The organism is Xanthomonas sp. CFBP 8151, assembly GCF_011761885.1.
In the GTDB taxonomy this organism is placed as follows: Bacteria; Pseudomonadota; Gammaproteobacteria; order Xanthomonadales; family Xanthomonadaceae; genus Xanthomonas; species Xanthomonas arboricola_B.
Genome location: NZ_JAASQZ010000004.1, coordinates 308,998 through 330,154 on the forward strand (window position 1 = coordinate 308,998; position 21,157 = coordinate 330,154).

At 64.6% G+C, this 21,157-nt stretch carries 22 protein-coding genes and 1 pseudogene; 6 read left to right on the top strand and 17 right to left on the bottom strand.

Annotated elements, in window-relative coordinates; genetic code table 11:
• Positions 1–16: 16 nt before the first annotated feature.
• The 4 genes from FHT08_RS18125 to FHT08_RS18140 all read right to left on the bottom strand — a co-directional run bounded on the left by FHT08_RS18125 (position 17) and on the right by FHT08_RS18140 (position 2,806).
• A complete protein-coding gene (locus FHT08_RS18125; protein ID WP_104605805.1) occupies positions 17–400 on the bottom strand; it encodes a hypothetical protein in 384 nt (127 codons plus the stop codon).
• Positions 397–885: a phage holin family protein gene (locus FHT08_RS18130; RefSeq protein WP_166776166.1), complete on the bottom strand. Its 489-nt coding sequence runs from the start codon at positions 883–885 to the stop codon at positions 397–399. The genes FHT08_RS18125 and FHT08_RS18130 overlap by 4 nt, the downstream gene beginning before the upstream one ends.
• Before the next feature lie 3 nt (positions 886–888).
• Positions 889–1,251: a hypothetical protein gene (locus FHT08_RS18135; protein ID WP_046344877.1), complete on the bottom strand. Its 363-nt coding sequence runs from the start codon at positions 1,249–1,251 to the stop codon at positions 889–891.
• Between the two features lie 115 nt (positions 1,252–1,366).
• A complete protein-coding gene (locus FHT08_RS18140; RefSeq protein WP_104605803.1) occupies positions 1,367–2,806 on the bottom strand; it encodes a Do family serine endopeptidase in 1,440 nt (479 codons plus the stop codon).
• Positions 2,807–3,047: 241 nt separating this feature from the next.
• On the opposite strand from FHT08_RS18140, the gene FHT08_RS18145 reads away from it, so the two are divergent.
• Complete coding sequence (locus FHT08_RS18145) at positions 3,048–3,866, top strand: histidine biosynthesis protein HisIE (protein WP_166776168.1); 819 nt, start codon at positions 3,048–3,050, stop codon at positions 3,864–3,866.
• A 459-nt stretch (positions 3,867–4,325) separates the two neighbouring features.
• Here the strand turns inward: FHT08_RS18145 and FHT08_RS18150 are convergent, their stop codons facing one another.
• The 8 genes from FHT08_RS18150 to FHT08_RS18185 all read right to left on the bottom strand — a co-directional run bounded on the left by FHT08_RS18150 (position 4,326) and on the right by FHT08_RS18185 (position 9,791).
• Positions 4,326–4,988 carry a DUF3313 domain-containing protein gene (locus FHT08_RS18150; RefSeq protein ID WP_166776170.1) on the bottom strand — a complete coding sequence of 221 codons (663 nt, stop codon included), beginning with the start codon at positions 4,986–4,988 and terminating at the stop codon, positions 4,326–4,328.
• Between the two features lie 60 nt (positions 4,989–5,048).
• The gene (locus tag FHT08_RS18155; protein ID WP_166776172.1) at positions 5,049–5,342 is read right to left on the bottom strand and encodes a hypothetical protein; all 294 of its coding nucleotides are present in this window, start codon (positions 5,340–5,342) and stop codon (positions 5,049–5,051) included.
• Positions 5,343–5,442: 100 nt separating this feature from the next.
• Positions 5,443–6,627, bottom strand: coding sequence for an ATP-binding protein (locus FHT08_RS18160; protein ID WP_166776173.1), 1,185 nt, complete (start codon positions 6,625–6,627; stop codon positions 5,443–5,445).
• A complete protein-coding gene (locus tag FHT08_RS18165) occupies positions 6,624–7,289 on the bottom strand; it encodes a response regulator transcription factor (RefSeq protein WP_104537722.1) in 666 nt (221 codons plus the stop codon). The genes FHT08_RS18160 and FHT08_RS18165 overlap by 4 nt, the downstream gene beginning before the upstream one ends.
• A gap of 138 nt (positions 7,290–7,427) precedes the next feature.
• Positions 7,428–8,315: a TIGR01777 family oxidoreductase gene (locus FHT08_RS18170; RefSeq protein WP_166776176.1), complete on the bottom strand. Its 888-nt coding sequence runs from the start codon at positions 8,313–8,315 to the stop codon at positions 7,428–7,430.
• Positions 8,316–8,512: 197 nt separating this feature from the next.
• Positions 8,513–9,106, bottom strand: coding sequence for a DUF4142 domain-containing protein (locus FHT08_RS18175; protein ID WP_104605799.1), 594 nt, complete (start codon positions 9,104–9,106; stop codon positions 8,513–8,515).
• A 93-nt stretch (positions 9,107–9,199) separates the two neighbouring features.
• The gene (locus tag FHT08_RS18180; RefSeq protein WP_166776178.1) at positions 9,200–9,466 is read right to left on the bottom strand and encodes a hypothetical protein; all 267 of its coding nucleotides are present in this window, start codon (positions 9,464–9,466) and stop codon (positions 9,200–9,202) included.
• A 43-nt stretch (positions 9,467–9,509) separates the two neighbouring features.
• Positions 9,510–9,791, bottom strand: coding sequence for a hypothetical protein (locus FHT08_RS18185; RefSeq protein WP_016902660.1), 282 nt, complete (start codon positions 9,789–9,791; stop codon positions 9,510–9,512).
• Positions 9,792–10,468: 677 nt separating this feature from the next.
• On the opposite strand from FHT08_RS18185, the gene FHT08_RS18190 reads away from it, so the two are divergent.
• Positions 10,469–11,578, top strand: a complete 1,110-nt coding sequence (locus FHT08_RS18190; RefSeq protein WP_104605797.1) for a DUF3182 family protein — start codon at positions 10,469–10,471, stop codon at positions 11,576–11,578.
• Positions 11,578–12,447, top strand: a complete 870-nt coding sequence (locus FHT08_RS18195) for an alpha/beta fold hydrolase (protein WP_104605796.1) — start codon at positions 11,578–11,580, stop codon at positions 12,445–12,447. The genes FHT08_RS18190 and FHT08_RS18195 overlap by 1 nt, the downstream gene beginning before the upstream one ends.
• 116 nt (positions 12,448–12,563) lie before the next feature.
• Here the strand turns inward: FHT08_RS18195 and FHT08_RS18200 are convergent, their stop codons facing one another.
• Entirely contained in the window at positions 12,564–13,376 is an 813-nt protein-coding gene (locus tag FHT08_RS18200; protein ID WP_104605795.1) for a hypothetical protein, read from the bottom strand.
• Between the two features lie 456 nt (positions 13,377–13,832).
• On the bottom strand, positions 13,833–14,480 hold the full coding sequence (fabR, locus tag FHT08_RS18205; protein ID WP_010374793.1) for an HTH-type transcriptional repressor FabR: 648 nt from the start codon (positions 14,478–14,480) through the stop codon (positions 13,833–13,835).
• A gap of 93 nt (positions 14,481–14,573) precedes the next feature.
• On the opposite strand from fabR, the gene FHT08_RS18210 reads away from it, so the two are divergent.
• Positions 14,574–15,650, top strand: coding sequence for a ferredoxin reductase (locus tag FHT08_RS18210; RefSeq protein ID WP_104605794.1), 1,077 nt, complete (start codon positions 14,574–14,576; stop codon positions 15,648–15,650).
• Between the two features lie 9 nt (positions 15,651–15,659).
• Positions 15,660–16,784 carry an acyl-CoA desaturase gene (locus FHT08_RS18215; RefSeq protein WP_104605793.1) on the top strand — a complete coding sequence of 375 codons (1,125 nt, stop codon included), beginning with the start codon at positions 15,660–15,662 and terminating at the stop codon, positions 16,782–16,784.
• Positions 16,785–17,095: 311 nt separating this feature from the next.
• On the opposite strand, the gene FHT08_RS18220 is transcribed toward FHT08_RS18215, so the two are convergent.
• The gene (locus tag FHT08_RS18220; RefSeq protein ID WP_104605792.1) at positions 17,096–18,655 is read right to left on the bottom strand and encodes an EAL domain-containing protein; all 1,560 of its coding nucleotides are present in this window, start codon (positions 18,653–18,655) and stop codon (positions 17,096–17,098) included.
• A gap of 382 nt (positions 18,656–19,037) precedes the next feature.
• Between FHT08_RS18220 and FHT08_RS18225 the strand changes: the two genes are divergently transcribed.
• Complete coding sequence (locus FHT08_RS18225; RefSeq protein WP_166776180.1) at positions 19,038–19,214, top strand: hypothetical protein; 177 nt, start codon at positions 19,038–19,040, stop codon at positions 19,212–19,214.
• Between the two features lie 440 nt (positions 19,215–19,654).
• Here the strand turns inward: FHT08_RS18225 and FHT08_RS18230 are convergent, their stop codons facing one another.
• A complete protein-coding gene (locus FHT08_RS18230; protein WP_166776182.1) occupies positions 19,655–20,164 on the bottom strand; it encodes a lipocalin family protein in 510 nt (169 codons plus the stop codon).
• Between the two features lie 282 nt (positions 20,165–20,446).
• Positions 20,447–21,115, bottom strand: a pseudogene (locus tag FHT08_RS18235) (ATP-binding protein); the annotation flags it as partial.
• Between the last annotated feature and the right edge of the window lie 42 nt (positions 21,116–21,157).

A 21,157-nucleotide genomic window follows, 5' to 3' on the forward strand; every position in this document is an offset into this window, starting at 1 on the left:
GCCCGGGAACGGATCCTCAGGCGGCGCGATCGACCGCCGCATGCACCACTGTCACCGGTGGATCGGCAGCGACCTCTTCGGCGCTGTCCGCGGCGCGTTCGGCCTGCTCGGAAGCCTCCTGCGCACGATGTGCGGTGAACAGGGCAGAGATCGTGCTGATCATCTGCAGAATCTTCGGGATGCCGCCCAGCTTGCTGGCAATGCTTCCCAATGCCGCCTGTGGTTCGTTACGACCGGTGACAAAACCCAATCCGAAACCAACGACCACGATCCGCAACGGAGACCACCCGGCACGCCAGGTATCACGCAACTCTCCCCAATGCAGGCGCGTTTCCTGCGCGCGCCCTTCCACCAGAAACTCTGCGCGTTCGACGCGTTGACGCAAGGTGCCAAACTTCATGTGCGTGCTCCATCGGCAGCCGATGCGTGGGCATCGTCGTCGTCGCTGCTGTCATCGAAGATACCCAGCTTGACCAGCTGACGACGTGTTGCATTCAAGCCGGTGTGGTCGAAGTAGAAGAACACCCGCCATGCCGCAATGCCGGTAACCAACAAACTGGCCAACGCGGTAAAGAACATCGCCTGGAACCACGACAGACCGGCACGTTGCAGCAGCGCAATAATCGCACCTGCCAGCAACAACCACGAAGACGCACCAAAGACCACGGCAACACATGCCCAGGCCAGTCCGCGCCCGAAGGCACTGCGTGCAAGTTGCAAGTCGGCCGACACCAGCCGGCGCAATGCGCGGCTGGTGTCCTTGGCCGAGCCAAGCGTTGCACGGCCGGCTGCGCCGACAGCACGTACGCTTTCGTCCAGTCCCGGCGTCTCCGGCCGCGCGTTGGGCGCGTCGGAAGCGGCAGCTGTAGAGGCCTGATCGCTCACGACTTAGTTGTCGTTGCTACGTGCCAGCTTGGCGATGATCCAACCGGTCGCAAACGCCACACCAAATGCGGCCAGCGGACGCTCGCGGATCAGATCGGTTGCACTGTCCAGCAGGTCGTTCCCCTTGCTGACCAGCACATCGAGCTGTTCCTTGGCAGCGGCGCCGCCGAACTCTGCAGCAGCCATGCCGGCCAGTGCGGTATCGGAAAGCTCTGCCTTGACGTTGGCGCGACCGAGCTTGAGCTCATCGCCCGCAGCGCTGGTGGCGCCTTTGACTGCTTCGCCTGCGGCGCTGGCGGCAGACTTCAGGTGGGTGCTGGCTTCGCTCAGATTTTCTTTCAGCTGGTCGGTATTGGTGGGGCTCATGCGATATCTCCTTCGGTCATTGATGGCAGCCGCGATAGCATGCGGGCGTGGTGCAGCAATAGCATCGCTGCGGTGTAGGAGGTGTTAGTGCACGCCGATGACAGTGCACGCTACGTCAACGCATCAACGCGTCGTACTGCGCGTTGCCACGCAGGATGCGCACGACCAACTGCTGCGGTTTGCGCTGGAAATTGGCGCGCCAGCTGGCCAGATCGGCAAATTCGCCGACGCTGCTGGCCACGATCACATCGCCGCTGACCAGACCGTTGGCTGCGGCACGACCGCCGCGCTTGACCTCGCTGACCATGACGCCGGTAATCCCGGACTGGCGCAGCGACTCGGGCAGATCCACGAAGATGGCGCCGCCCAGACGTGGGTCGAGCATGTCGCCGGTGACCGCGCGATCCTGCTCTTTCAAGGTGGCGGTGAGCTTGAGCGGTTTGCCGTCGCGACGAATCTCCAGCCGCACCGCACTACCCACCGCCTGCAGACCTTCATAGTTGTGCAGCGCCTCTGCGCTGTCCACGCGTTGGTCGTTGGCGGCCACCACGACATCGCCCGGCTGTACGCCTGCAGCGGCGGCAGCGGACCCTGGCAGCACGCGCGTCACCAGGGCGCCGCGCAACGAATCCACGCCCAGGCCCTGCAGCATCTGCTGGGTGAGGTTCTGGGTCTCCAGTCCCAGCGTGCCGCGCACCACCACGCCCTTGGTCACCAATTGCTCCACCACATTGCGCGCCAGGTTGGACGGAATCGCCAGGCCCAGGCCGATATTGCCGGCCATGCTGCCTTGTGGATTGAAGCTGGCGGTATTGATGCCCACCAGCTGGCCCTGCAGATTGACCAGCGCGCCGCCGGAATTGCCCGGATTGATCGAGGCATCGGTCTGGATGAAGTTCTGATAGCCCAGTCCGCGAATACCGCTGCGGCCCACCGCCGAGACGATGCCGGAGGTGACCGTCTGGGTGAAGCCGAACGGGTTGCCGATCGCCACCACGAAGTCACCCACGCGCAGCGCATTGCTGTCGGCCAGCTTGATGTCGGTGAGGTTATCGGCCTTGATGCGGATCAGCGCGATATCGGTATCGGCATCGGAACCGATGAAATCGGCCTTGACCGTGCGCCCGTCGCCGAGCGTGACCTGCACATCGTCGGCATTTTCGATGACGTGGTGATTGGTCAGCACATAGCCTTTTTGCGCATCGATGATCACGCCCGAACCCAGCGACTCGTTGATGCGGTCCTGCGGCACCTGCGGAAACAGCCGGCGCAGGATCGGGTCGTTGAAGAACGGGTTGCGCACGCGCACCACTTGCTTGGTATTGACGCTCACCACTGCCGGCATTGCCTGTTGCAACATCGGCGCCAGCGACGGCACCGGTTGCCCGGCGACGGCAGCCGGCAACGCGGCGGCTGCGGGCAAGGTAAAGGCGGTGGCGGCACCGGCCGGTGTGGCCTCGGCGCGGTTGTCCATCCAGGCATTGATGCCGGTGGCGGCAAATCCGCCGAAGGCAGCGGCCAGGGAAAGAGTCAGCAAGGTGGGCAGCGGGCGCATGCAACGGGTCCGGGTTACACGGTGGAAGAGGAATAGGGCGTCTGACTGCGTAAATCAAGCTGAACGAGAGTGCCAGCGGGCAATTTAACGCTTGGTGAAAGCGCCGCCGATCCCTTCCCGTCGCTGCGTTGACAGTCGCTTGAGCCCGGCGTAGCGTCCGCTTGATCCGATGCCTGTTCAGCATACGCATGCCGCTGCGCATCGCCCGCGTTTTCAGCACTGGTGCCCTTAAGGAGGGTCTATGAGCAACGGCAATGGTGTAACGGCAACCCTGTCCGACGCTGTCGATAGCGTCAAGAGCAGCGCCACCGAACTGGGCGAGGCCATCGCCAGCACCACCGGCGACGCGGTGGCCAGCGTGCAGGACGCGGCCGGCACGGCGGTGGCACAGGTCAAGACCCGCGTCGCCAAGGCCCGCAAGGCGGTGGTCAAGGTCGAACGGCGCGTCGTCGAAAAGGCTGGCGATGCAGCCACCACGGTCAAGCGCAGCGTGGCCAAGACCAAGCGCTCGCTGGTGTCGAGCAAGGAGGCCGCCAAGGACAAGTTGACCGCCACCAAGGACGCCGCCAAGCAGAAGCTCGCATCCACCAAGGATGCAGCCAAGCAGAAGCTGAGCAGCACCACCGATGCCGCTAAAAAGAAGCTGGCCGACACCAAGGCCAGCACCAAGCAGAAGCTGGAAACCGCCAAGGCCAATGCCAAGGCCGAAGCGGCAACGCTGAGTGCCAAGACCGCTGCCAAGAGCGCAGCGCGCAAGAGCGCGGTGGCCACGCTGGGCGCGCGCGCGGCAGCAAAGAAGGCTGCCGCCAAGTCGGCCCCGGTCAAGAAGCCGGTCGCCAAGGCCATCGTCAAGCCCGCCGCCAAGAAGGCACCGGTGGCCAAGCAGACCGCCACCAGACAGGTCGCAGTGAAAAAGGCCCCGCCCAAGAAGGCGGTGACCAAGACCACCCTGAAGAAAGCCGCCAAGGTCACCAAGACCCCGGCCACGCGTGCAGTGGCAAAGACCACCGCTGCCCGCAAGGCCGTCGGCAAGAAAGTGGCCAAACGCGCGACGCGCTGATACTGCAGCACCAAGATGGCATTGCACGCTGGCAAGGCGTGGGCAGTGCAAACTGACAAAGGCCGCCGCTGTTCGTACAGCGGCGGCCTTTGTCGTAGTTTGATCGTCAACGAGGCGATCGCTTTCTTGTTGCGCTCATGTGATCGGCCACGTGATTGGATCTGACATCTGAACCAGATTGGGCATCTCGTCCGTATCAATTGCCAGATGCGGGATATCGAGCCCCTCTCCCCACGGAGCGAGAAGGCACGGCCTGCGCGCCGTGGCGCGCGTGCCTTGGAGCGCCCGTGCCGCAAGCGAAAGCTGGGGTGAGGCGCCGGCCAAGTTCGCGTGTCGTTCCGGGGTCGCGAGGCTTCGCCCGCGCCCTCATCCGCCCCTGCGGGGCACCTTCTCCCGGTGGGAGAAGGAAACTAGAAGCCGTCGCTTCCGATAATCCGATTCCCGATTCCCCAATCCCAGCTACTTCATACCCTCGACCAACTGCTCGGCGCCCTTGCGAATGCCGGCCTTGGCCGCGTCGTAGGCACCCAGGCTGGCCTTGATGTTCATTGCGCTCGGATACTGTTTTTCGACATAGGCGGCGAGCAGGCGGTTGCTCTGCGCGTCGAAGATTTCCACCGCGTAGCTGGCCGAGCCGGAGAATGCGCCCTCCTTGCCCCGTGCGGCCTGCACCGCGTTATAGGAACCGCCGCCCAGATCCACCTTCATGAAAGTGCCCAGCACTCGCTTGCTGGGTTTGGCACCGGTCAGGCTGATGCGCACGCGCAAGGTGTCGCGATCGGCCACCGTGGCGCGCTGCCAACGCCGCCCGATCGCATTGCCGAATTGCTGTTGCATGTAATCGGCCAGCATGCGTTTGTCCTGCTCGGGCACGTCTTCGAACTGCGCGTCCGGACCGCGATAGATGCTGACCGGCTCGACCAGTGCGGCGCGGTAGCGCGTCCAATCCACCTCGCTCTGATAGGTGTACGGCATGCGGTCACCACGGCTGCCATCATGCGGGCGCAGATAGCTCGAAGACGGCAACTGACTGTAGGGCATCGGGCGCGTACTGGCACAACCGATCAGCGTCACGCCGACAATCAGCAACGCGCAGCAACGGACAGGGAAATGGGGCGACATGGGCAAATACCTGGAAAGTGGAGCAGATGGGGGCAATCGCGCGCGACCGAGGCCGCGCGCTCAATGCATCAGATAACTGGCCACCGCCAGCGCGGACACCATCGCGGCGGCAGTGAACAACGCACCGCTTTTGGCCCACTGCCGCAGCCGGCGCGCCTGACGTGCGCTGCGGATGTCCGGCAGCCCGCTCCAGATGTCGCGATTGCGCGTGCCGGTGCGGCCACAGCGGAAGTCCAGTAGGGGCACGTCGGCCACAGGAGCAGGGGCAACGCTGTCGTTGGCAGCCGTAGGTGGTGCCAGCAGCGAAACGGCGGCGGAGGGAGGGGGCGGGATGGAACGGATCGAGTGAAACATCACCATGCATCCTGGATGCGTGCGGTGAGTGCACTGTAGGCAGCGGATGTTGGAAACTTATTGGGTTGGGCGATGGACGATTGCCGCGCGCCGTGTGCGTTCAGCCGGTGTGGCGCATGCCCTCGCTGGCGAACACCACGCGCACGCACAGGCCGCGGCCCTCGTGGCCTTCGCAGGTTTCGATGGTGGCTTGGTGCAGGCGCGCGATACCGGCAACCAGCGACAGCCCGATCCCGCTGCCCTGCACCTGGCTGCCGGCAATCCGGTAGAAACGTTCGAAGATGGACGCGTGGGCACTTTCCGGCACGCCGGGGCCGTCATCGCTGACCTGGACGAACGGATGCAGCGCATCGGCGCGCAGGCAATAGCCGCAACTCACTTCCACCATGCCGTAGGGCCGACCATAGCGGATGGCGTTGTCGACCAGATTGCGGATCAGGATGCCCACCGCATCCACATCGCAACGCAGCAGGCACGGCGATGCCTCCACCTGCAGATTGACGTGGCGGGCGTCGGCCTGCACGCTGAATTCGTCCAGCACATGCGAGATCAGTTCGCCCATGTCCATCTGCTGGTACGTCGCCGAACTGATGCCTGCATCCAGCCGCGCCAGATCCAGCAGTTGCTCGGCCAGGCGGTTGCTGCGGCGCGCGGTTTCCAGCAGCTGCTGCAGCGCCGCGTCCTTGGCCTCCAGCGTGGGCGCGCGCAGCGCAACCTCGGCGTAGGCATGCAGCGCGGACAGCGGCGTGCGCAGTTCATGCGCGGCGTCGGCCACGAAATCGCGTTCGGCCTGCACGGTTTTTTCCACGCGGGCCAGCAGGGAATTGAAGGAGCCGATCAGCGGACGAATCTCGTCCGGCACCTGCGCCAGCGGCACCGGTTCGGTCTCCAGCCCGGTGCGTTGCGCAATGGCGCCGGAAATGGCGCGCAGCGGTGCGAGCGAGGTGCGTACCGCCCACCACACCAGCACACCCAGGACGCCCAGTTGCAAGGTGTTGAGCACCATCGCAATCAAGGTCTGCTTGAAACTCATCCGCGAGGAGACATTGCCGATCGGGGTATGCACGTCGACCGCAGCCGGCGGTTCCGGTGGCGTATCGAAGCGGTGCTCCAGCGCGTCGGGCAAGGCGCTGATCAGCTGGTCGCCGAACATGTTGAGCTCCTGCTCGAACACGCTGTGCTGGCCCTGGGTGACCAGGGCGACCAGGATCCACAGGGAGGTGGACCAGCTCAACAACACGATCGCGGCCAGCGCCGCCAGCATGCGCGCCTGCAGCGATTTCATTCGGGCGCCTTGCCGACCATGTAGCCCTGGCCATACACCGTGGAGATCAGCTCATCGCCCAGCTTGCGTCTCAGCTGGTGCACGTACACCGCAATCATGTTGCTGCCGCCTTCGGACGGACCGCCGTAGACGCCTTCTTCCAGTTGATCCTTGGTGACCACACGCCCAGCGCGCTCCATCAGTGCCAGCAGCAGGCGATATTCGTGCGAGCTCAATGCCACCCACTTGCCGTCCCGGGTGACCTTGCGGTTGCTCGGGTCCACGCAGACATCGCCCTGCGCGAGCAACGGCACCACGCGGCCCTGGCTGCGTCGGGTGATCGCACGCAATCGCGCCATCAGCTCGTCAAACTGGAACGGCTTGACCAGGTAGTCGTCGGCGCCGGCATCCAGGCCGCGGATGCGGTCGGTCAGCTGGCCGCGCGCAGTCAACGCGATCACCGGCGTGGCGTCGTAATGGCCGCGCATGAAGCGGATCACCGTCAGCCCGGACTCGCCCGGAAGGCCGATATCCAGCAGTACTGCGGTGTAGCGGTGGTCCACCAGCACGGTCTTGGCGGCGTTGGCGCTGCCGACGTGGTCGATAGTCCAAGACTGCTGGCGGACGCCATCGCAGATCGCGTTGGCCAGCATGGTGTCGTCTTCGACAAGCAGCAGGTGCATAGGTGTTCCGCCGGGCTCAGGGCCAGTCCGAGATCCGCAGCACTGTCGGAGATGGTCGTTAGGCAAATATTAGTGCATGGCCCGACAGTCCGTTGCAGCGCCGCTCATCGCGCAGGGTCCAGCCAGGCGGCGCACACGCTAGCGCTGCAGGATGGCGCGCAACGCCGCTTCCAGGCGGACGTACTGAAAGCGGAAGCCGGCATCCAGGGCGCGTTGCGGCAGCACGCGCTGGCTGATCAGCAGCAGTTCGGCCATTTCGCCGAAACCCAGGCGCAGCAGGCCGGCTGGTAGCGCCAGCAGCGCCGGGCGATGCAGCACGTGGGCCAGGGTGCGCGCGAACTCGGTACTGGTGACCGGAGTCGGCGCGGTGGCGTTGTAGGCACCGGCTTGGCCCTGTTCCAGCAACCACAGCAGCAACGCCACCATGTCGGCCCGATGGATCCAGCTCATCCAGTGCCGGCCATCGCCGAACGGGCCGCCGCCGCCGAAGCGAAATGCCGGCAGCATACGGGCCAGGGCGCCGCCGTCGCGATCGAGCACGATGCCGGTGCGGACCCAACTCACGCGCGGGCCGAGCGCGGCGATCCTGGTCGCTTCGGCTTCCCAGTCGCGGCACAACTGTGCAGAGAAATCGTCGCCGGCGCGGTCCGCCTCGGTCAGGACGCTGTCGCCACGCTCGCCGTAATAGCCCACCGCCGAGCCGGAAATCAGCACCGACGGGCGCTGTTCGGCCGGCTGCTGCGCGATCCAGGCGTGCAGCTGGCCGGTCATGCCCAAGCGCGACGCGCGGAAGCGCTGCTTGCGCGCATCGGTCCAGCGGCCGGCAGCCAGCGGCTCGCCCGCCAGATTGATGACCGCATCGGCCTGCACGCCGTCCAGCGTGTCCACCACAGTCATGCCGGGCAGGCGACGCGCTGCGCGCCGCAGGTCGCGGGTCAGCACGCTGACCTGGTGCCCGGCCTGCACGAGTGCCGGACACAAGGCCTGGCCGATGAAGCCGGTGCCACCGGTGATGAGCAACTGCATGGGCATTCCTGCGCAGAATCGATGCGGCACGATAGGCCAGCGCCGCCTGCTGCGAAGTGAAGTCACTACTGCACGTGCTGCATTGGCCGTGTGGGCAACAGGATGGCGAACGGACGCAGGGCGCGCCCGACCGACAAGGTCCAAACGCAAACGCGCCGGGCAGGCCGGCGCGTCGGATGGGTGCCGATGCAACAGGCTCAGCGCGAGGAGGACACCGCGTGGGCACGCTCGAAGTGCGCCGACACCACGCGCCGGCTTTCTTCCAGATGCTGTTTGACCGGCGCGCTTTCGGCGGCGGGCAGCAGTTCGGCATCGATGATCTTGATGGTGTCGCCGTGATCGCTGACCATCGTGCGCAGGAAGGCATTGCGGTATGCGTCCTTGCCATCGGGCAAGGTCAATGTCTTTGCCAGTGCATCCACTGCCGCCTTGCCCTTGGCGCGCATTGCATCGGCACGGGGGCTGCCGGTGGCACCCAGCGCCTTGCTCTTTTCCAGGTCGGCTTCGTGGTCGTGCAGCAGCTGCTTGGCAAACGTGTCGGTCGCACCGCCAAGATCCTGCGCAATGGCTTGCTTGGCCAGCGCGATTTCGTTTTCATCCAGCGCCGCCAGCACGCCGAGCACGGCGGCGTCGCCCTTGGCCAATTCGGCCGCACCGGTTCCGCTAACCGGTGCGGCAGTGGGCTTGGGCGATACTGCTGGCGCAGTACGCGATGCATCGCCGCCGGGTCGATCGCAAGCGGTAAGGGAAAGCACGGCAAGGAGCGATGTCGCGACAAGAAGGGATTTCATGGAGATCCTAAAAAATGCGGCCAATGTAGCCGACAGTGAAATGCAAAGGAGCCGCTACGCGGCTCCGGTGATGCGAGGATCGGCGCCTACCGATCAAGCCATCTGCGGCTGGATGACAGAGCCAAGGCCCAGCGGCCTGGTCGGCGCGCGCGCCGTGTCCTGTGCGGTGCGGCACACACGCGCCATGCGTGCAGTGCGCTCGCGAATTAGCGCATGTTCGCTGGTCGGGGCACTGCCCAGCAGGCTGGCAATATGGAAGCCTAGGATGTCCTCCGCGCGGTCGCCTTGGTCGCTGACGATGTGCGGAACCAGCCGCTCCAATCGCTCCAGCTCCTGCTGCACTTGATACGGGGTTTTCATGGTGCTCTCCAATAAGTAACGGTCCTGCTCGATACTTGCCTGCTCAGCTATTACGTGTACCCAGCCGCTGCCAGCAATCGGTGGCCAATTGCTCGTAGTTGGACTGTGTGCTGGATGAGATGAAGTGATGCTCCAGGCGGTCGCGAAACAGGCGCAGACGTTCCTGATCGCTCGACCGCGGCGCCTGCAGGTAGATGTCGCAGGCCATTTTCACCACCGGAGACAATTCGCTGAACTTGCCTGCACCCAGGTTGCCCTGGGCGTGCCGCGCCTGCCAATGCGCGATCTCGGCTTGTACATCGATGACGGATGGGTCTCTGCTCATGACTTCGCGTAGTCCGGGTTAAACAATTTGACATGCAGGGTAACTGTGGCTGTGTCAACGGATGATCATCGAACCCGACCATTCAACGAACGGTCGCAGTGTGCGCTTAACTGGTCAGCTTGCGGCTGCGCCTCTACACACTGTGTATGCACTCCACGGCGCGCGCAGGAGGGCTTCGATCGAATCCGCATCGATATGTTGAGCAGCGGTCAGCAATCGATTGCATTACCCGAACCACCGGCAATTCAGGCCTATGCGTTGCCAGTGCGGACCAGCGGATGGCTGCGTTGAAGCTGGAGAAGCATGCGTGCAACGCCGCAATTTACGGAAGATTCTGAATCGTTCCACACCCGTGTAACGTCTGATGCTTAGGATGCGGGATGACGTTATGGAGATGAGTACTCAGGATGCAGGACAGCGAAATCCGTCGTAAGGCGCAACCCGCAAGCGGTACCCCCGAAGCACGCGTGTGGTGGCATGCCCTGGTCGAACTACGTGGGGGACGTGTCGCCATCAGTTTGATCGTCGTCCTCGTGATTGTGTTTGCGTTCTATTTGACGCTGAAATAAGCCGTTTTTTTTCGGTGCCGGCGTGACGCCTTATGGCACCCACAGGCGTCTCGGCTGTTTGGGCAAGCCGGCAACGGCACGCGGCTTGATGCTGCGAGGGGAGGCGCGATGGCCTACAAGCAGTACTGCCGAGTCGTGGGGCACGTCACTCGGCCGCTGCCCGAGCACGGCCACGAGCGTGTCACGCACGCCTGGGTCTGCGGCGAAATTGCACGGTTGCTAGACGTGCACGGGGCGGGCCAAGCCAGTGATCGTACCGCCACAAGGCATGCTGGTGCGGGGGCCGTGTTTCATGTGCCCGATGAGACCTTAACAACGGAACAGGCGCATGGACTGGGTATCGACGATGCTGCGGACGTGCTGGGAGGCATCGTGCCGCATGCCTTCCTGGCAACAAAGGTGATCGGCCATCCGCTGATTGCCGACCACGCAACCACCATCGCCGGTTGGAACCAGACGCTTGCCACCGCGCTGAAGCCGGCCACATTGGCCGGCTATACGGTGTTTTCGCGCATGGATGCCCTGCATGCGTTGGAGATCCTGCTACCCGATGGCGGCGTGCGACTCAAGTTGCCGACCGGCGTTGGGGGCAATGGTCAATGGCGTATCGCCGGCGCAGCGCAACTCGCACAGCTGCTGGACAGCCTGCCGGAGGACTACCTGGGGACGCATGGCGCGGTACTGGAGCGCAACATCCTGCGACCCGTGACACACAGCGTGGGTGAGCTATGCGTCGCCGGCATTCAGATCGCCTACTACGGGACGCAATGCAACGTGCGCAATGCGCAGGATGAACAGGTCTACGGCGGCTCATCGCTGCATGTGTATCGCGGATCGCTCGAGGCACTGGCCATGACTGCATTGCCGTCCCTGCAACAGCGCGTGATCGAGCAAGCCTGCAGATACGATCGATTCATCACCGCCGCCTATCCTGAAGTACACATCTCGCGGCGCAATTACGATGTGGTCAGTGGCAGCGATGGGCAGGTCGGTTCGGTCTGCGGGGTGCTGGAGCAATCCTGGCGCGTTGGCGGCGCGACACCGGCCGAGCTCGCCGCGATCTCCAGCTTTCAGGATGACGCCAACCTGCAATGGGTGCGTGCATCCACGCATGAGATCTATCAGGGCGAACCGCCCGCGGATGCGCAGATCTACTACCGTGCAGAGCGCGCCGGGCCGGGTCCGCGCTTCAAATACAGGAGGGTATCCACCACCTAATGGAAGCCAAACTTTCCAGCATCCAGATTCCGGTCGACCGGGACGAACTCAGCGGTACCTTGCTGACGCCCACCGGCATTCCGGCAGTGTTGTTCGTGCACGGCTGGGGCGGCAACCAACACCACAGCCTGGTGCGCGCGCGCGAAGCGGTGGGCTTGGGCTGCATCTGCATGACCTTCGATCTGCGCGGTCACGAAGGCTACGCATCGATGCGCCGGAGCGTGACACGCGCGCAGAACCTGGACGACATCAAGGCCGCCTACGATCAGCTTGCCGGCCTGCCGTATGTCGATCCGCAGTCGATCGCAGTGGTCGGGCTCAGTTACGGCGGCTACCTGTCGGCATTGCTGACGCGCGAACGTCCGGTGGAATGGCTGGCGTTGCGCTCGCCCGCGCTCTACAAGGACGAGCACTGGGATCGCCCCAAGGTGAGCCTCAACGCGGATCCGGAACTGATGGACTATCGGCAACGCGTACTGACCCCCGACGACAACATCGCCCTGGCCGCCTGTGCCGATTACAGGGGCGATGTGCTGTTGGTGGAGGCGCAACACGATGTGATCGTGCCGCATCCGGTATTGCGCAACTACGCCGATGCCTTCGTCAGTGCGCGTTCGCTGAGTGCGCGTGTGATTGCCGGTGCCGATCACGCATTGAGCGTCAAGGAGCACCAGCAGGAGTACACGCGCATGCTGATCGACTGGCTGACCGAGATGGTGGTGGGTCGGCGTATCGCCCTGGCCAAGGAAGTGGTGGCTGCGCGCAAGCAGAGGCTCAAGCAGCAGCAGGGCGATATGACGTCGGCGCCGGGGCAGAATGCACGCGAATTCCGTGGCGATATCCGTGCAGTGGAAAACAGCTCCAGCTGAGTCGTGTGCACACTGCGCCGCAGTGTGTCTGGCGCTGCTTTCGACAAAAAATAACGGGCCCATCGGCCCGTTATTTTTTTTAAACCTCAGAGTGGCTTGCGCCAGGCTATTGCACTCTAGACGCGCGGGTCGGTCGGGTTGCGCCGCGCGGTCTCGTCGTGACGCTCGGAATCGAACGCCTCGCGTACCGCATGCTTGGCCTTTTCCCAGCTCAGACGCGAGTTGGACTTGAAACGGTCCCAGCCATCGCCCAAGTCACGCTCCAGATGGTCGTCCCACTGGCGGCCGGCATGTAGCTGACGTGCCTGCATGCCATAACGGTAGGCGGGGCGATAGTCGTCGTAGGAATACTCGGCATCACGATAGTCCGCGCTGTCGAAGCGGCCTTCATAGTGCGTGTCGCCCTCGCGGTAGACGCTGTGCGTGCGATCAGCGCGCTCCCAGGCGTCGCGGGCGGCGAGTCGCGCCTCGTCCCACTCCAGCCGCGATTCGCCGCGATTGCGTGGCCATTCGCCGGCCAGGGTCGCTTCGGTTTCCTCCCAGGTGCTGGTCGGACGCGTTTCGCGCGCCTGCAGGCCAAAACCGTAGACGGTGGCGTAATCGCGATCGTAATCGGTGCCTTGCTTGTAGTAAGGACGGTTCTGATGTTCCTGGCGCCAGTATTCGGCCTCCACGGTCGGGTCCAGCCGCTCGGCCACGCCCTTGCCGGCTGCAGCGCCTGCCACTACGCCAACGGCAGCACCGATCAAGGTGCCCAGCGGACCGAACACGGTGCCGGCCAGTGCGCCCGCGGCAGCGCCGCCTGCGATACCACCTACACCCACACCCACCGGATGCGAACCGGGTGCACCGGAGATCGGGTCACGATTCAGATCCTGCGCTTCGGCCTTGCGTTCCTGCTTGTCGAGAGGGGTGTCGTGGTTGCTCATGTCGTCTCCGGGGTAGCTGTAGGTGCGTCTGTCGAGCAGATCGCGAACGTGGCGCCACCTTGGCCAGACAGGAGTGAAACGCGTGTGCTTGGATGTGAGTGTCGTCGCGACAAGACTGAACTGTGCATGCGCCGTCATAGATGAGGCTGCTGGTGCCAGCGTGCAAAGACGCGCGCGAGCAAGGGCGTACGACAGGTCGCTGGATTGGCCAGTGGCATTACGTCACTGGCGCCATGGAGAGTGGCTACCAGCCCATCAGCCGGTAACACCAAGATTGTTTTCTACAACGCTAGGCTCTTGAACGGCACTACGGACAACGGCTGCAAGGTTATGGACGCACTCACAGTGCTTGCATGCGACTTGATCCCTGCGCTGGCAGCAAGACCGCATCGCGCAACGACCGAACATCACCGATGAAAGCGCAACAGACAGGTCGCTTCCGAGGTCAAGCCATCGTTACCCGCCGTGCGTGCCCAACGTGCGTGCGCCGGTCAGTATCATGCGCAGCATCTGCGAGATCTGCTCGATCAACTCGGGGTCTTTTTCCGGCGGCGAGTCCATCGCCACCGCGCCCATCGCAAACACCAGCCGGGTGATCGCCTTGGACACCAGCGCCGGTGCATGCAGCTTGGCGTTGTCGGCGGCGGCCAGGCGGATCAGGTCCACCCGCAGCTCGTCTTCGAAATAGCTGAGTTCGCGCTCCACTGCCTGCTTGAACGCATCCGAGCCCACCGCCCCCTCGCGCAGCAGCACGTGCAGCAATTTGTCGTCGGCGCGCAGCTGTTCCATGAAGGCTTCGACCGACACGCGGATGACGCTGCGGTCGGTGGAGGTGGCGCGCTGGCGGGCCTGGCCGATGATGGTACGCAACGAACGCCCGGCCAGATCGATCAAGGCCACCGCCAGCTCGTCCATGTCGCGGAACTGGCGATAGAAGCTGTTCGGCGCGATGCCGGCTTCGCGTGCCACTTCACGCAGGCTCAGCGTGGACAGGCTGCGGTGCGGTCCGATCAGCGACAGCGCCGCAGCGATCAGATCCTCGCGTGAAATCGCCGGCTTGCGTGACGGCGGCGCGTCGTGGGAAGGCAGTGCGATGGAGGTCATGGGACGGCAGCCGGGCGTGGGCCTGAATCATAGCCCCTCTGGTCGATATACAACTGTATACACGGCTGTGCATGCATGCGTATAGTGCGATCCATGAACCTGGCATCTCCTCCCAAGTCCAAGTCACCGTTGCCGACACGTCTGGCGCGCCGGCTGGTGTCGCCGCAGTTGTTCGATTTCTGGGCGACCCGGCTCAATCCCTTGTGGACGCTGGAACGGCCGATGGCCCGCCTGGTCGCGCGTACGGCGGCCAGCAGCAATGCGGTGACCCTGGTGTTGCGGCCCAATGGCCACTGGCGGGGCCTGCAGGCCGGTCAGCACGTCAGCCTGGGCGTGGAGATCGAAGGCCGCCGCCTGCTCCGCAGCTACAGCCCGACCGTGCTGGCCGATGGCCGCCTGGCGATTACCGTCAAGGCGATCGAAGGTGGGCTGGTCAGCCGCTACCTTGCCGGCGCTGCGCCGATCGGAACGGTGGTGTCGCTGGATCCGGCCTTCGGCGACATGCTGTTGCCGACCGCCCCGACGCCGCTGTTGCTGCTGGCTGCCGGCTCGGGCATCACCCCGATGCGCGCGTTGCTGCAGGCCGCCGCGCAAGCCGGCATGCCGATGGACGTGGACCTGCTGTACTGGGTGCGCCAGCGCGACGAAGCCTGCTTCGTCGATGAATTCGAGGCAATGGCCGCCGCATATCCGCGCTTGCGCGTACGGTTGCTGGCCACCCGCGAAGGCACCGCGCCGGCTGCACGCATCGATACCTATCCGTTGGAGCAGATCGCCGATCTTTCCGCCCGTCACGTCATGGTCTGCGGCCCGGGCGGTTTCGTGCAGGCTGCGCGTGCGCGCCTGCAGGGCCGCGTGGCCGCGTTCCAGGCCGAAGCCTTCAGCGTGCCGACGCTGGAAGACGGCGAAGCCGGTGACGTGCAGGTCCAGCTGTCACGCAGCGGCCGTACGCTCAGCCTGCCGCGCGGCCAGTCGCTGCTTGAAGGGCTGGAAGCGCAAGGCCTGCGTCCGAAACACGGCTGCCGCATGGGCATTTGCAATAGCTGCGCCTGCGCGCGCCAGTCCGGGACCACACGCCACCTGTTGACCGGTGAGCGCAGCAACGAACCCACCGCACAGGTCCGCCTGTGCATCAGTGCCCCGAGCACTGACCTGATCCTGGATCTGTAAGGAATCTTCATGAGCCGAGTCCACAACCGTGCCCTGTCCGCTGCCGAACTGCAGTCCTTCGGCGACGAACTCGATGCCATCCGCGCCCGCGTCCAGGCCCAGGTCGGCGCCGCCGACGCGCGTTACATCCGCCGCATCGTGGCGGCGGTGCGCTGGACCGGCGTGGCCGGTCGCGCGCTGCTGTTCCTGGGCGCCTTCGTGCACAGCGTGCTGATCCCGGCGTGGATCGCCGGCGTGGTGCTGCTGACCCTGTCCAAGATCCTGGAGAACATGGAGCTGGGCCACAACGTCATGCACGGCCAGTACGACTGGATGGGTGACCCGCAGCTCAACGGCAACACCTACGAGTGGGACATCGTCGCCACCGGCGACAACTGGCGCAAGACGCACAACTTCAAGCACCACACCTACACCAACGTGCGCGGCATGGACGACGACATCGGCTACGGCCTGCTGCGCATCTTCCCCGAGCAGCGCTGGCGCCCGTTCTACCTGCTACAGCCGTTCGTGGCGGTGTTCTTCGCGCTGCTGTTCGAGTGGGGCGTGGCGATCCAGGACCTGCGCCTGGGCCGCTGGTTCGCCGGCAAGATGAAGGCGGCCGAATTGCGCGCCTCGTTCCTGCCGGTCGGCCGCAAGATGGGCCGCCAGATGCTCAAGGACTACATCGTGTTCCCGCTGCTTGCCGGCCCCTTCTTCCTGACCGTGCTGCTGGGCAACCTGGCCGCCAACGTGCTGCGCAGCATCTGGACCTTCGTGATCATCTTCTGCGGCCACTTCACCGCCGATGCGGAAGTGTTCCCGAAGGAGTCGATCCGCAACGAGTCGCGCGGCCACTGGTATCTGCGTCAGCTGCGGGGTTCCTCGAACCTCACCGGCGGCAAGCTGATGAACGTGCTGTCGGGCAATCTGAGCCACCAGATCGAGCATCACTTCTACCCGGACCTGCCGGCCAATCGCTACGCGCAGATTGCGGTCGAGGTGAAGCAGATCTGTGCGCGTTACGGCCAGCACTACAACACCGGCTCGCTGCCGCGCCAGTTCGGCCAGGTGATGTGGCGGATCGTGCGGCACGCGTTCCCGAGCCGGCCCAAGCCGGTACGCCGACAACGCGAAGGCGCCCTGCAGAGCGCCTGATCGAAAGGGCCGCCATTGGCGGCCTTTTTTTGGGGTGCAGTCAGTCCCTGCCGGATCGCCACACGAGATTGCGCCTTGCCGGGTGCTCAGCATCGGTGCTTGCGGCAGGGGGGAACTCAAAGCGGTAGCGCCAGCTCGGGCAACACGCTTTCGGGCAATTTGAGCTTGCGTGCGGGTGAGATCAGCACCTGCGCTGCGATTCGAGAATGCCGTGCGCGCACAACGTTTATTACGGTGCCCGGATCGTCGTGGCTGTTGGTCGACTGCGCGTTCTGACAGCCCCGGTCAGCAGGGTGCCGTACTGGCGCTGGTCATTGCGCGGCGCCGCGCATCAGCGCGTGGTAGGCGATGAAGCCGGTAGCCGGCAGCGCGCGCGAGAACAGCCAGCCCTGGGCCAGATCCACGCCGTGTGCACGCAGATAGTCCAGTTGCTCCTGTCGTTCCACGCCTTCGGCAATGGTGCGTAACTGCAGCGTCTTGGCCATGTCGATGATGTGCGAGGTCACCGCGCTGGTGGCCGAGTGGGTGCCGATGGTGTCCACGAAGGACTTGTCGATCTTCAGCGCATCCAGGGGCAACCCCTGCAGGTACTGCAGGCTCGAATAGCCCGTGCCAAAGTCGTCGATTGACACCGTGTGGCCGGCACCGCGCAGGTGGATGATGGTGGCGCGTGCCGCTTCGATGTCCATCAGGCTGCGTTCGGTCGCTTCCACCCACAACTGCCCGCTGTCCACGCTGGTGCCGTGCAGCGCCTGGGCAAGCACGGTCTGCACACGGCCGCTCTTGATGTCTTCGGCGGAGACATTGATAGCCACGTGCAGGGAGGGTTCGGTCGCCAGGGTCGGGCCGAGGTCGCGGATGACTTCAGCCACCACCAGATCGGTGATCGGCAGGATCAAGCCGCTTTCTTCGGCCAGCGGAATGAAGGCATCGGGCGGGATAAGCACGCCATCGGGTTGCTGCCAGCGCACCAGCGCCTCGGCACCGACGCAGGCGCCGGTGTCGAGTGCGATGATCGGCTGGTAATGCACGACGAACTCATTGCGCTGGACTGCAATTTCAAGCCGTGCCAGCGGCGACAATCGCCGCCGCGATATCCAGATCACCAGGCTGACCAACAGCAGGGCCAGCGCAGTGCCGACCGGTACCACTTGCAGCCGTGCGGCCGCCAGCGGCCCGCGTAGATACGCTATGGGCTCGGTGACGACCGCGGCCCAGTCGCCGCGGCGGTCGCGGCCGGACAGTGCTTGGGCATCTGCGCCGGTGCCGGATGCATCGGCCGGCGGTGCGATCAGCAACTGCTCGGCGGCGGTGCCGGTACTGCTCAGTATCTGTCCGTCCGGCGTGCCGATCGCCAACTGCAGGCCGGGCGGCAGGTTGATGTCGGTCAGTGTGTCCGGATTGATCAGGACGTTGTAGTCCCGCAGCTGCAAGGCCATCAGCAGATGCTGCGGATTGGCCAGCGGGCGCAGCCGGGTGGTGACGGCAATGCCGCGCTTGACCACGAAATCGGCCGTGGTGTGTGCAACGGCCTCCGGTGATGGCCCCCACGAGGTGCAGCGCAACCGGCCCTGCTGGATGTATCCCAGTTCGACGATGTAATGACTGGCCAGCACCAGTGCGCGCATCTGCGCCAGATGCGATGGGGAGCAGGGCGGCAGCTGCGATGCGGCCATGCTCAATAGCGCGCCATGCGCCTCGTCGAAGGCGGTATCGGTGCGCCGGATCGACAGTGCCGCGAGCTGCGCGAGTTTGCTTTCCTCGCGGTCCAGCGCCAGCCGCCATGCCAAGTAGTAGGACAGGCTGATCGGAAGTGCTGCGCATAGCAGCACAAGCAATACGGTCACACTGATGATGCGTTGACGCTTCACCTCACCACCCGCATCTGCGTGGAGGCGAGCTTACGCACAACAGCCCGAGCAGCGCATCGCTGGCGCGCAGCGCCCTATGAACGGCGCGGCGCACCTGCGCCGCATCCGGAGGTGCCGCGCGAAGACGGTTGAGACAGTGACGGTGGACGGGTGAGGTTGCACGACGCGAATGTACGACAGACACATGGGTTGCGCGCGTCCGGGGAGCGAAGCGGATGTGATTTTCTGCAGATGACAGTGGCGGGGACGTGGCAATCGGCCTCGTCAATGGATTCACGCGCCCGCACAAGGCGGCGCGCTAGGGTCGGGCCGTCTGTGCTCCCACGCGGGAGCCGCGGCGCCACCCGGCTCCGTGCAAGGCACTCTCCCTGGAGGAATCACCATGACAACGCAGAAAGAACGCGTCGGCGGCACCGATGCAGTGCCGATCTTCAAGATGCAGGAAACCACCCGCGATGGCGAGCTGACCAAGTATGTGGTCGGGGACACCGGGGTCGCCTTCGACAGCCTGGAGGGCGCGCAGGCTGCGGCCAAGGATCTGGGCGCTCTCAACGGTTGAGTCGGCCTGCAATCCGGTCGCCAGTCCTCCACTACCAGATAGGCCAGGGCTGGTCGTCGAGGGCGCGATGCCCTCACCGCCTGCGGGACACGCCGCGCATCGTCCGTGGAAGCTCCGTGGCGGCATCCATGCCGTAAAAGGTCCGGCAACTGGTAAGGCGCCGCACCAGCAAGTTGTCGGCTGCCCACCATTGCAGGACCTTGTGCGGCATGGATGCCGCACAAGGTCCTGCAAGGACGTACTTGCGCCGTGTCCCGCGACGGTAGGCGGGCGGCAAGGGCACTGCGACCAAGCCACAGCTCAGCCGCTCTAGCGTTGGTCTAGCTCTACAGCTGATCGATCGTTGCAACCAGTTCCCTAGAGATACAAGACCTTCGCTGGTCGAAGGTGCGGGTCCTCGCCGGAGTGGTGCAGCCTGCCTCGTCGGCTCGGCACAAAAATCAGGGAAGTGGCTGCTCCGTCAGTCGCCCGGTGTGCGGGGTGTGGATCAACGGGGCCAGATCGAAGCCCTGTTCGCGCGCATGCGCCAGATAGGCCTGGGTGATGTTTTCGTCCAGCTGCGGCAGCCTTGCCAGCAGCCACAGGTACTTTCGGTCGGGGCCGCCGACCAGCGCGGCGGTGTAGTCCGCATCGATGCGCATCACCCAGTAATCGCCTTTGGTGAAAGGAATCCAGCGCAGGCCTTCGGGCAGGAAGGTGACCTCCAGTCGCGCGTTGCTGTCATCGATGGCGCGCGCCTGCCCGATTGCTTCTTTGAACTCGCCCTCGGCGGCCAGGCAGCGGTTCTGTACCCGCACCGTGCCATCGTCCTGCAGCGAATAGTGCGCCGACACATCAGTGCAATCGGCATCTTCGAAGCGAATCGGCAGCCGTGCGATTTCGTACCAGGTGCCCAGATAGCGATTCAGGTCCAGGGATGGGACGGTGACTAGGTTGGGAAGTCGGCTCATGGCGGCCTCTGCGCAGTGGTGTGGCGGACGTTGTACGTGCATCGCCATGAAATGGATGTTGCGACGCTGAAGACAGCGTGTGGACGTACTGGCAAAAATGCTGTGCTGCCCGATAGCGGCAAGCGCACGCGTTTTGCCGCCAAGCCAGTAGCGGACAGCCGGCGATGGATGAAGCGGGTGACCGCACGGTGTCCCGAACTCCTTAGCGTCCTAACGGAACGGCGCGGCATCGTTGTACGGCGGACGAATGCCATCGCGTCGACGCGCTTGGATCAGGCGCTGCTATGCCGCGCTTGCCGTACCCATGGCACGATCCAGTTTGCGGTAGCCGATGGCCTCGGTCAGATGCCCGGTGGCAATGGCTGCACTGTCGTCGAGATCGGCAATGGTGCGGGCCACGCGCAGGATGCGATGCATCGAGCGCGCGGACAGTTGCAGGTGTTCGATGGCGCGTTCCAGCAGCACCTGATCACCGCCCTGCAGGCGACAGTGGTGATCGGTCTGAGCCTGATCCAGTTGTGCATTGGGTGCACCGGCACGCGCGAGTTGCCGGTGGCGTGCGGCGACTACGCGCGTACGCATGCTGACGCTGTTTTCGCCGACTTCACCGCTGCGCAAGGCTTGCGGGGGCAGTCGCGGTACTTCGACATGCAGATCGATCCGGTCCAGCAACGGGCCGGAGATGCGGCTGCGATAGCGGCGGATGCTGTCGCTGCTGCAGCGGCAACGCCCGCTGCCATCGCCGGCCCATCCGCACGGGCATGGGTTCATGGCAGCAACCAGCTGAAAGCGTGCTGGGAAATCCAGGCTGCGCGCTGCGCGCGAGATCGTCACCAGGCCCGACTCCAAGGGCTCGCGCAACACTTCCAGGGTCTGCCGCTGCCACTCTGGGAGCTCGTCCAGGAACAGTACGCCGTTGTGGGCCAGCGAGATCTCGCCGGGGCGCGGATGCGTACCTCTGTCAATTTCAGTTAATTAGGCGACTCGATGTAT

Bases quoted from the DNA above. Each gene is read 5' to 3' on its own strand.
- FHT08_RS18195 (WP_104605796.1), top strand. From the start codon at position 11,578: ATGGAAGCCAAACTTTCCAGCATCCAGATTCCGGTCGACCGGGACGAA.
- FHT08_RS18125 (WP_104605805.1), bottom strand. From the start codon at position 400: ATGAAGTTTGGCACCTTGCGTCAACGCGTCGAACGCGCAGAGTTTCTG.
- FHT08_RS18135 (WP_046344877.1), bottom strand. From the start codon at position 1,251: ATGAGCCCCACCAATACCGACCAGCTGAAAGAAAATCTGAGCGAAGCC.
- FHT08_RS18215 (WP_104605793.1), top strand. From the start codon at position 15,660: ATGAGCCGAGTCCACAACCGTGCCCTGTCCGCTGCCGAACTGCAGTCC.
- FHT08_RS18190 (WP_104605797.1), top strand. From the start codon at position 10,469: ATGGCCTACAAGCAGTACTGCCGAGTCGTGGGGCACGTCACTCGGCCG.
- FHT08_RS18150 (WP_166776170.1), bottom strand. From the start codon at position 4,988: ATGTCGCCCCATTTCCCTGTCCGTTGCTGCGCGTTGCTGATTGTCGGC.
- FHT08_RS18180 (WP_166776178.1), bottom strand. From the start codon at position 9,466: ATGAAAACCCCGTATCAAGTGCAGCAGGAGCTGGAGCGATTGGAGCGG.
- FHT08_RS18225 (WP_166776180.1), top strand. From the start codon at position 19,038: ATGACAACGCAGAAAGAACGCGTCGGCGGCACCGATGCAGTGCCGATC.
- FHT08_RS18230 (WP_166776182.1), bottom strand. From the start codon at position 20,164: ATGAGCCGACTTCCCAACCTAGTCACCGTCCCATCCCTGGACCTGAAT.
- FHT08_RS18160 (WP_166776173.1), bottom strand. From the start codon at position 6,627: ATGAAATCGCTGCAGGCGCGCATGCTGGCGGCGCTGGCCGCGATCGTG.
- FHT08_RS18145 (WP_166776168.1), top strand. From the start codon at position 3,048: ATGAGCAACGGCAATGGTGTAACGGCAACCCTGTCCGACGCTGTCGAT.
- FHT08_RS18185 (WP_016902660.1), bottom strand. From the start codon at position 9,791: ATGAGCAGAGACCCATCCGTCATCGATGTACAAGCCGAGATCGCGCAT.
- FHT08_RS18155 (WP_166776172.1), bottom strand. From the start codon at position 5,342: ATGTTTCACTCGATCCGTTCCATCCCGCCCCCTCCCTCCGCCGCCGTT.
- FHT08_RS18170 (WP_166776176.1), bottom strand. From the start codon at position 8,315: ATGCAGTTGCTCATCACCGGTGGCACCGGCTTCATCGGCCAGGCCTTG.
- FHT08_RS18200 (WP_104605795.1), bottom strand. From the start codon at position 13,376: ATGAGCAACCACGACACCCCTCTCGACAAGCAGGAACGCAAGGCCGAA.
- FHT08_RS18210 (WP_104605794.1), top strand. From the start codon at position 14,574: ATGAACCTGGCATCTCCTCCCAAGTCCAAGTCACCGTTGCCGACACGT.
- fabR (WP_010374793.1), bottom strand. From the start codon at position 14,480: ATGACCTCCATCGCACTGCCTTCCCACGACGCGCCGCCGTCACGCAAG.
- FHT08_RS18165 (WP_104537722.1), bottom strand. From the start codon at position 7,289: ATGCACCTGCTGCTTGTCGAAGACGACACCATGCTGGCCAACGCGATC.
- FHT08_RS18175 (WP_104605799.1), bottom strand. From the start codon at position 9,106: ATGAAATCCCTTCTTGTCGCGACATCGCTCCTTGCCGTGCTTTCCCTT.
- FHT08_RS18140 (WP_104605803.1), bottom strand. From the start codon at position 2,806: ATGCGCCCGCTGCCCACCTTGCTGACTCTTTCCCTGGCCGCTGCCTTC.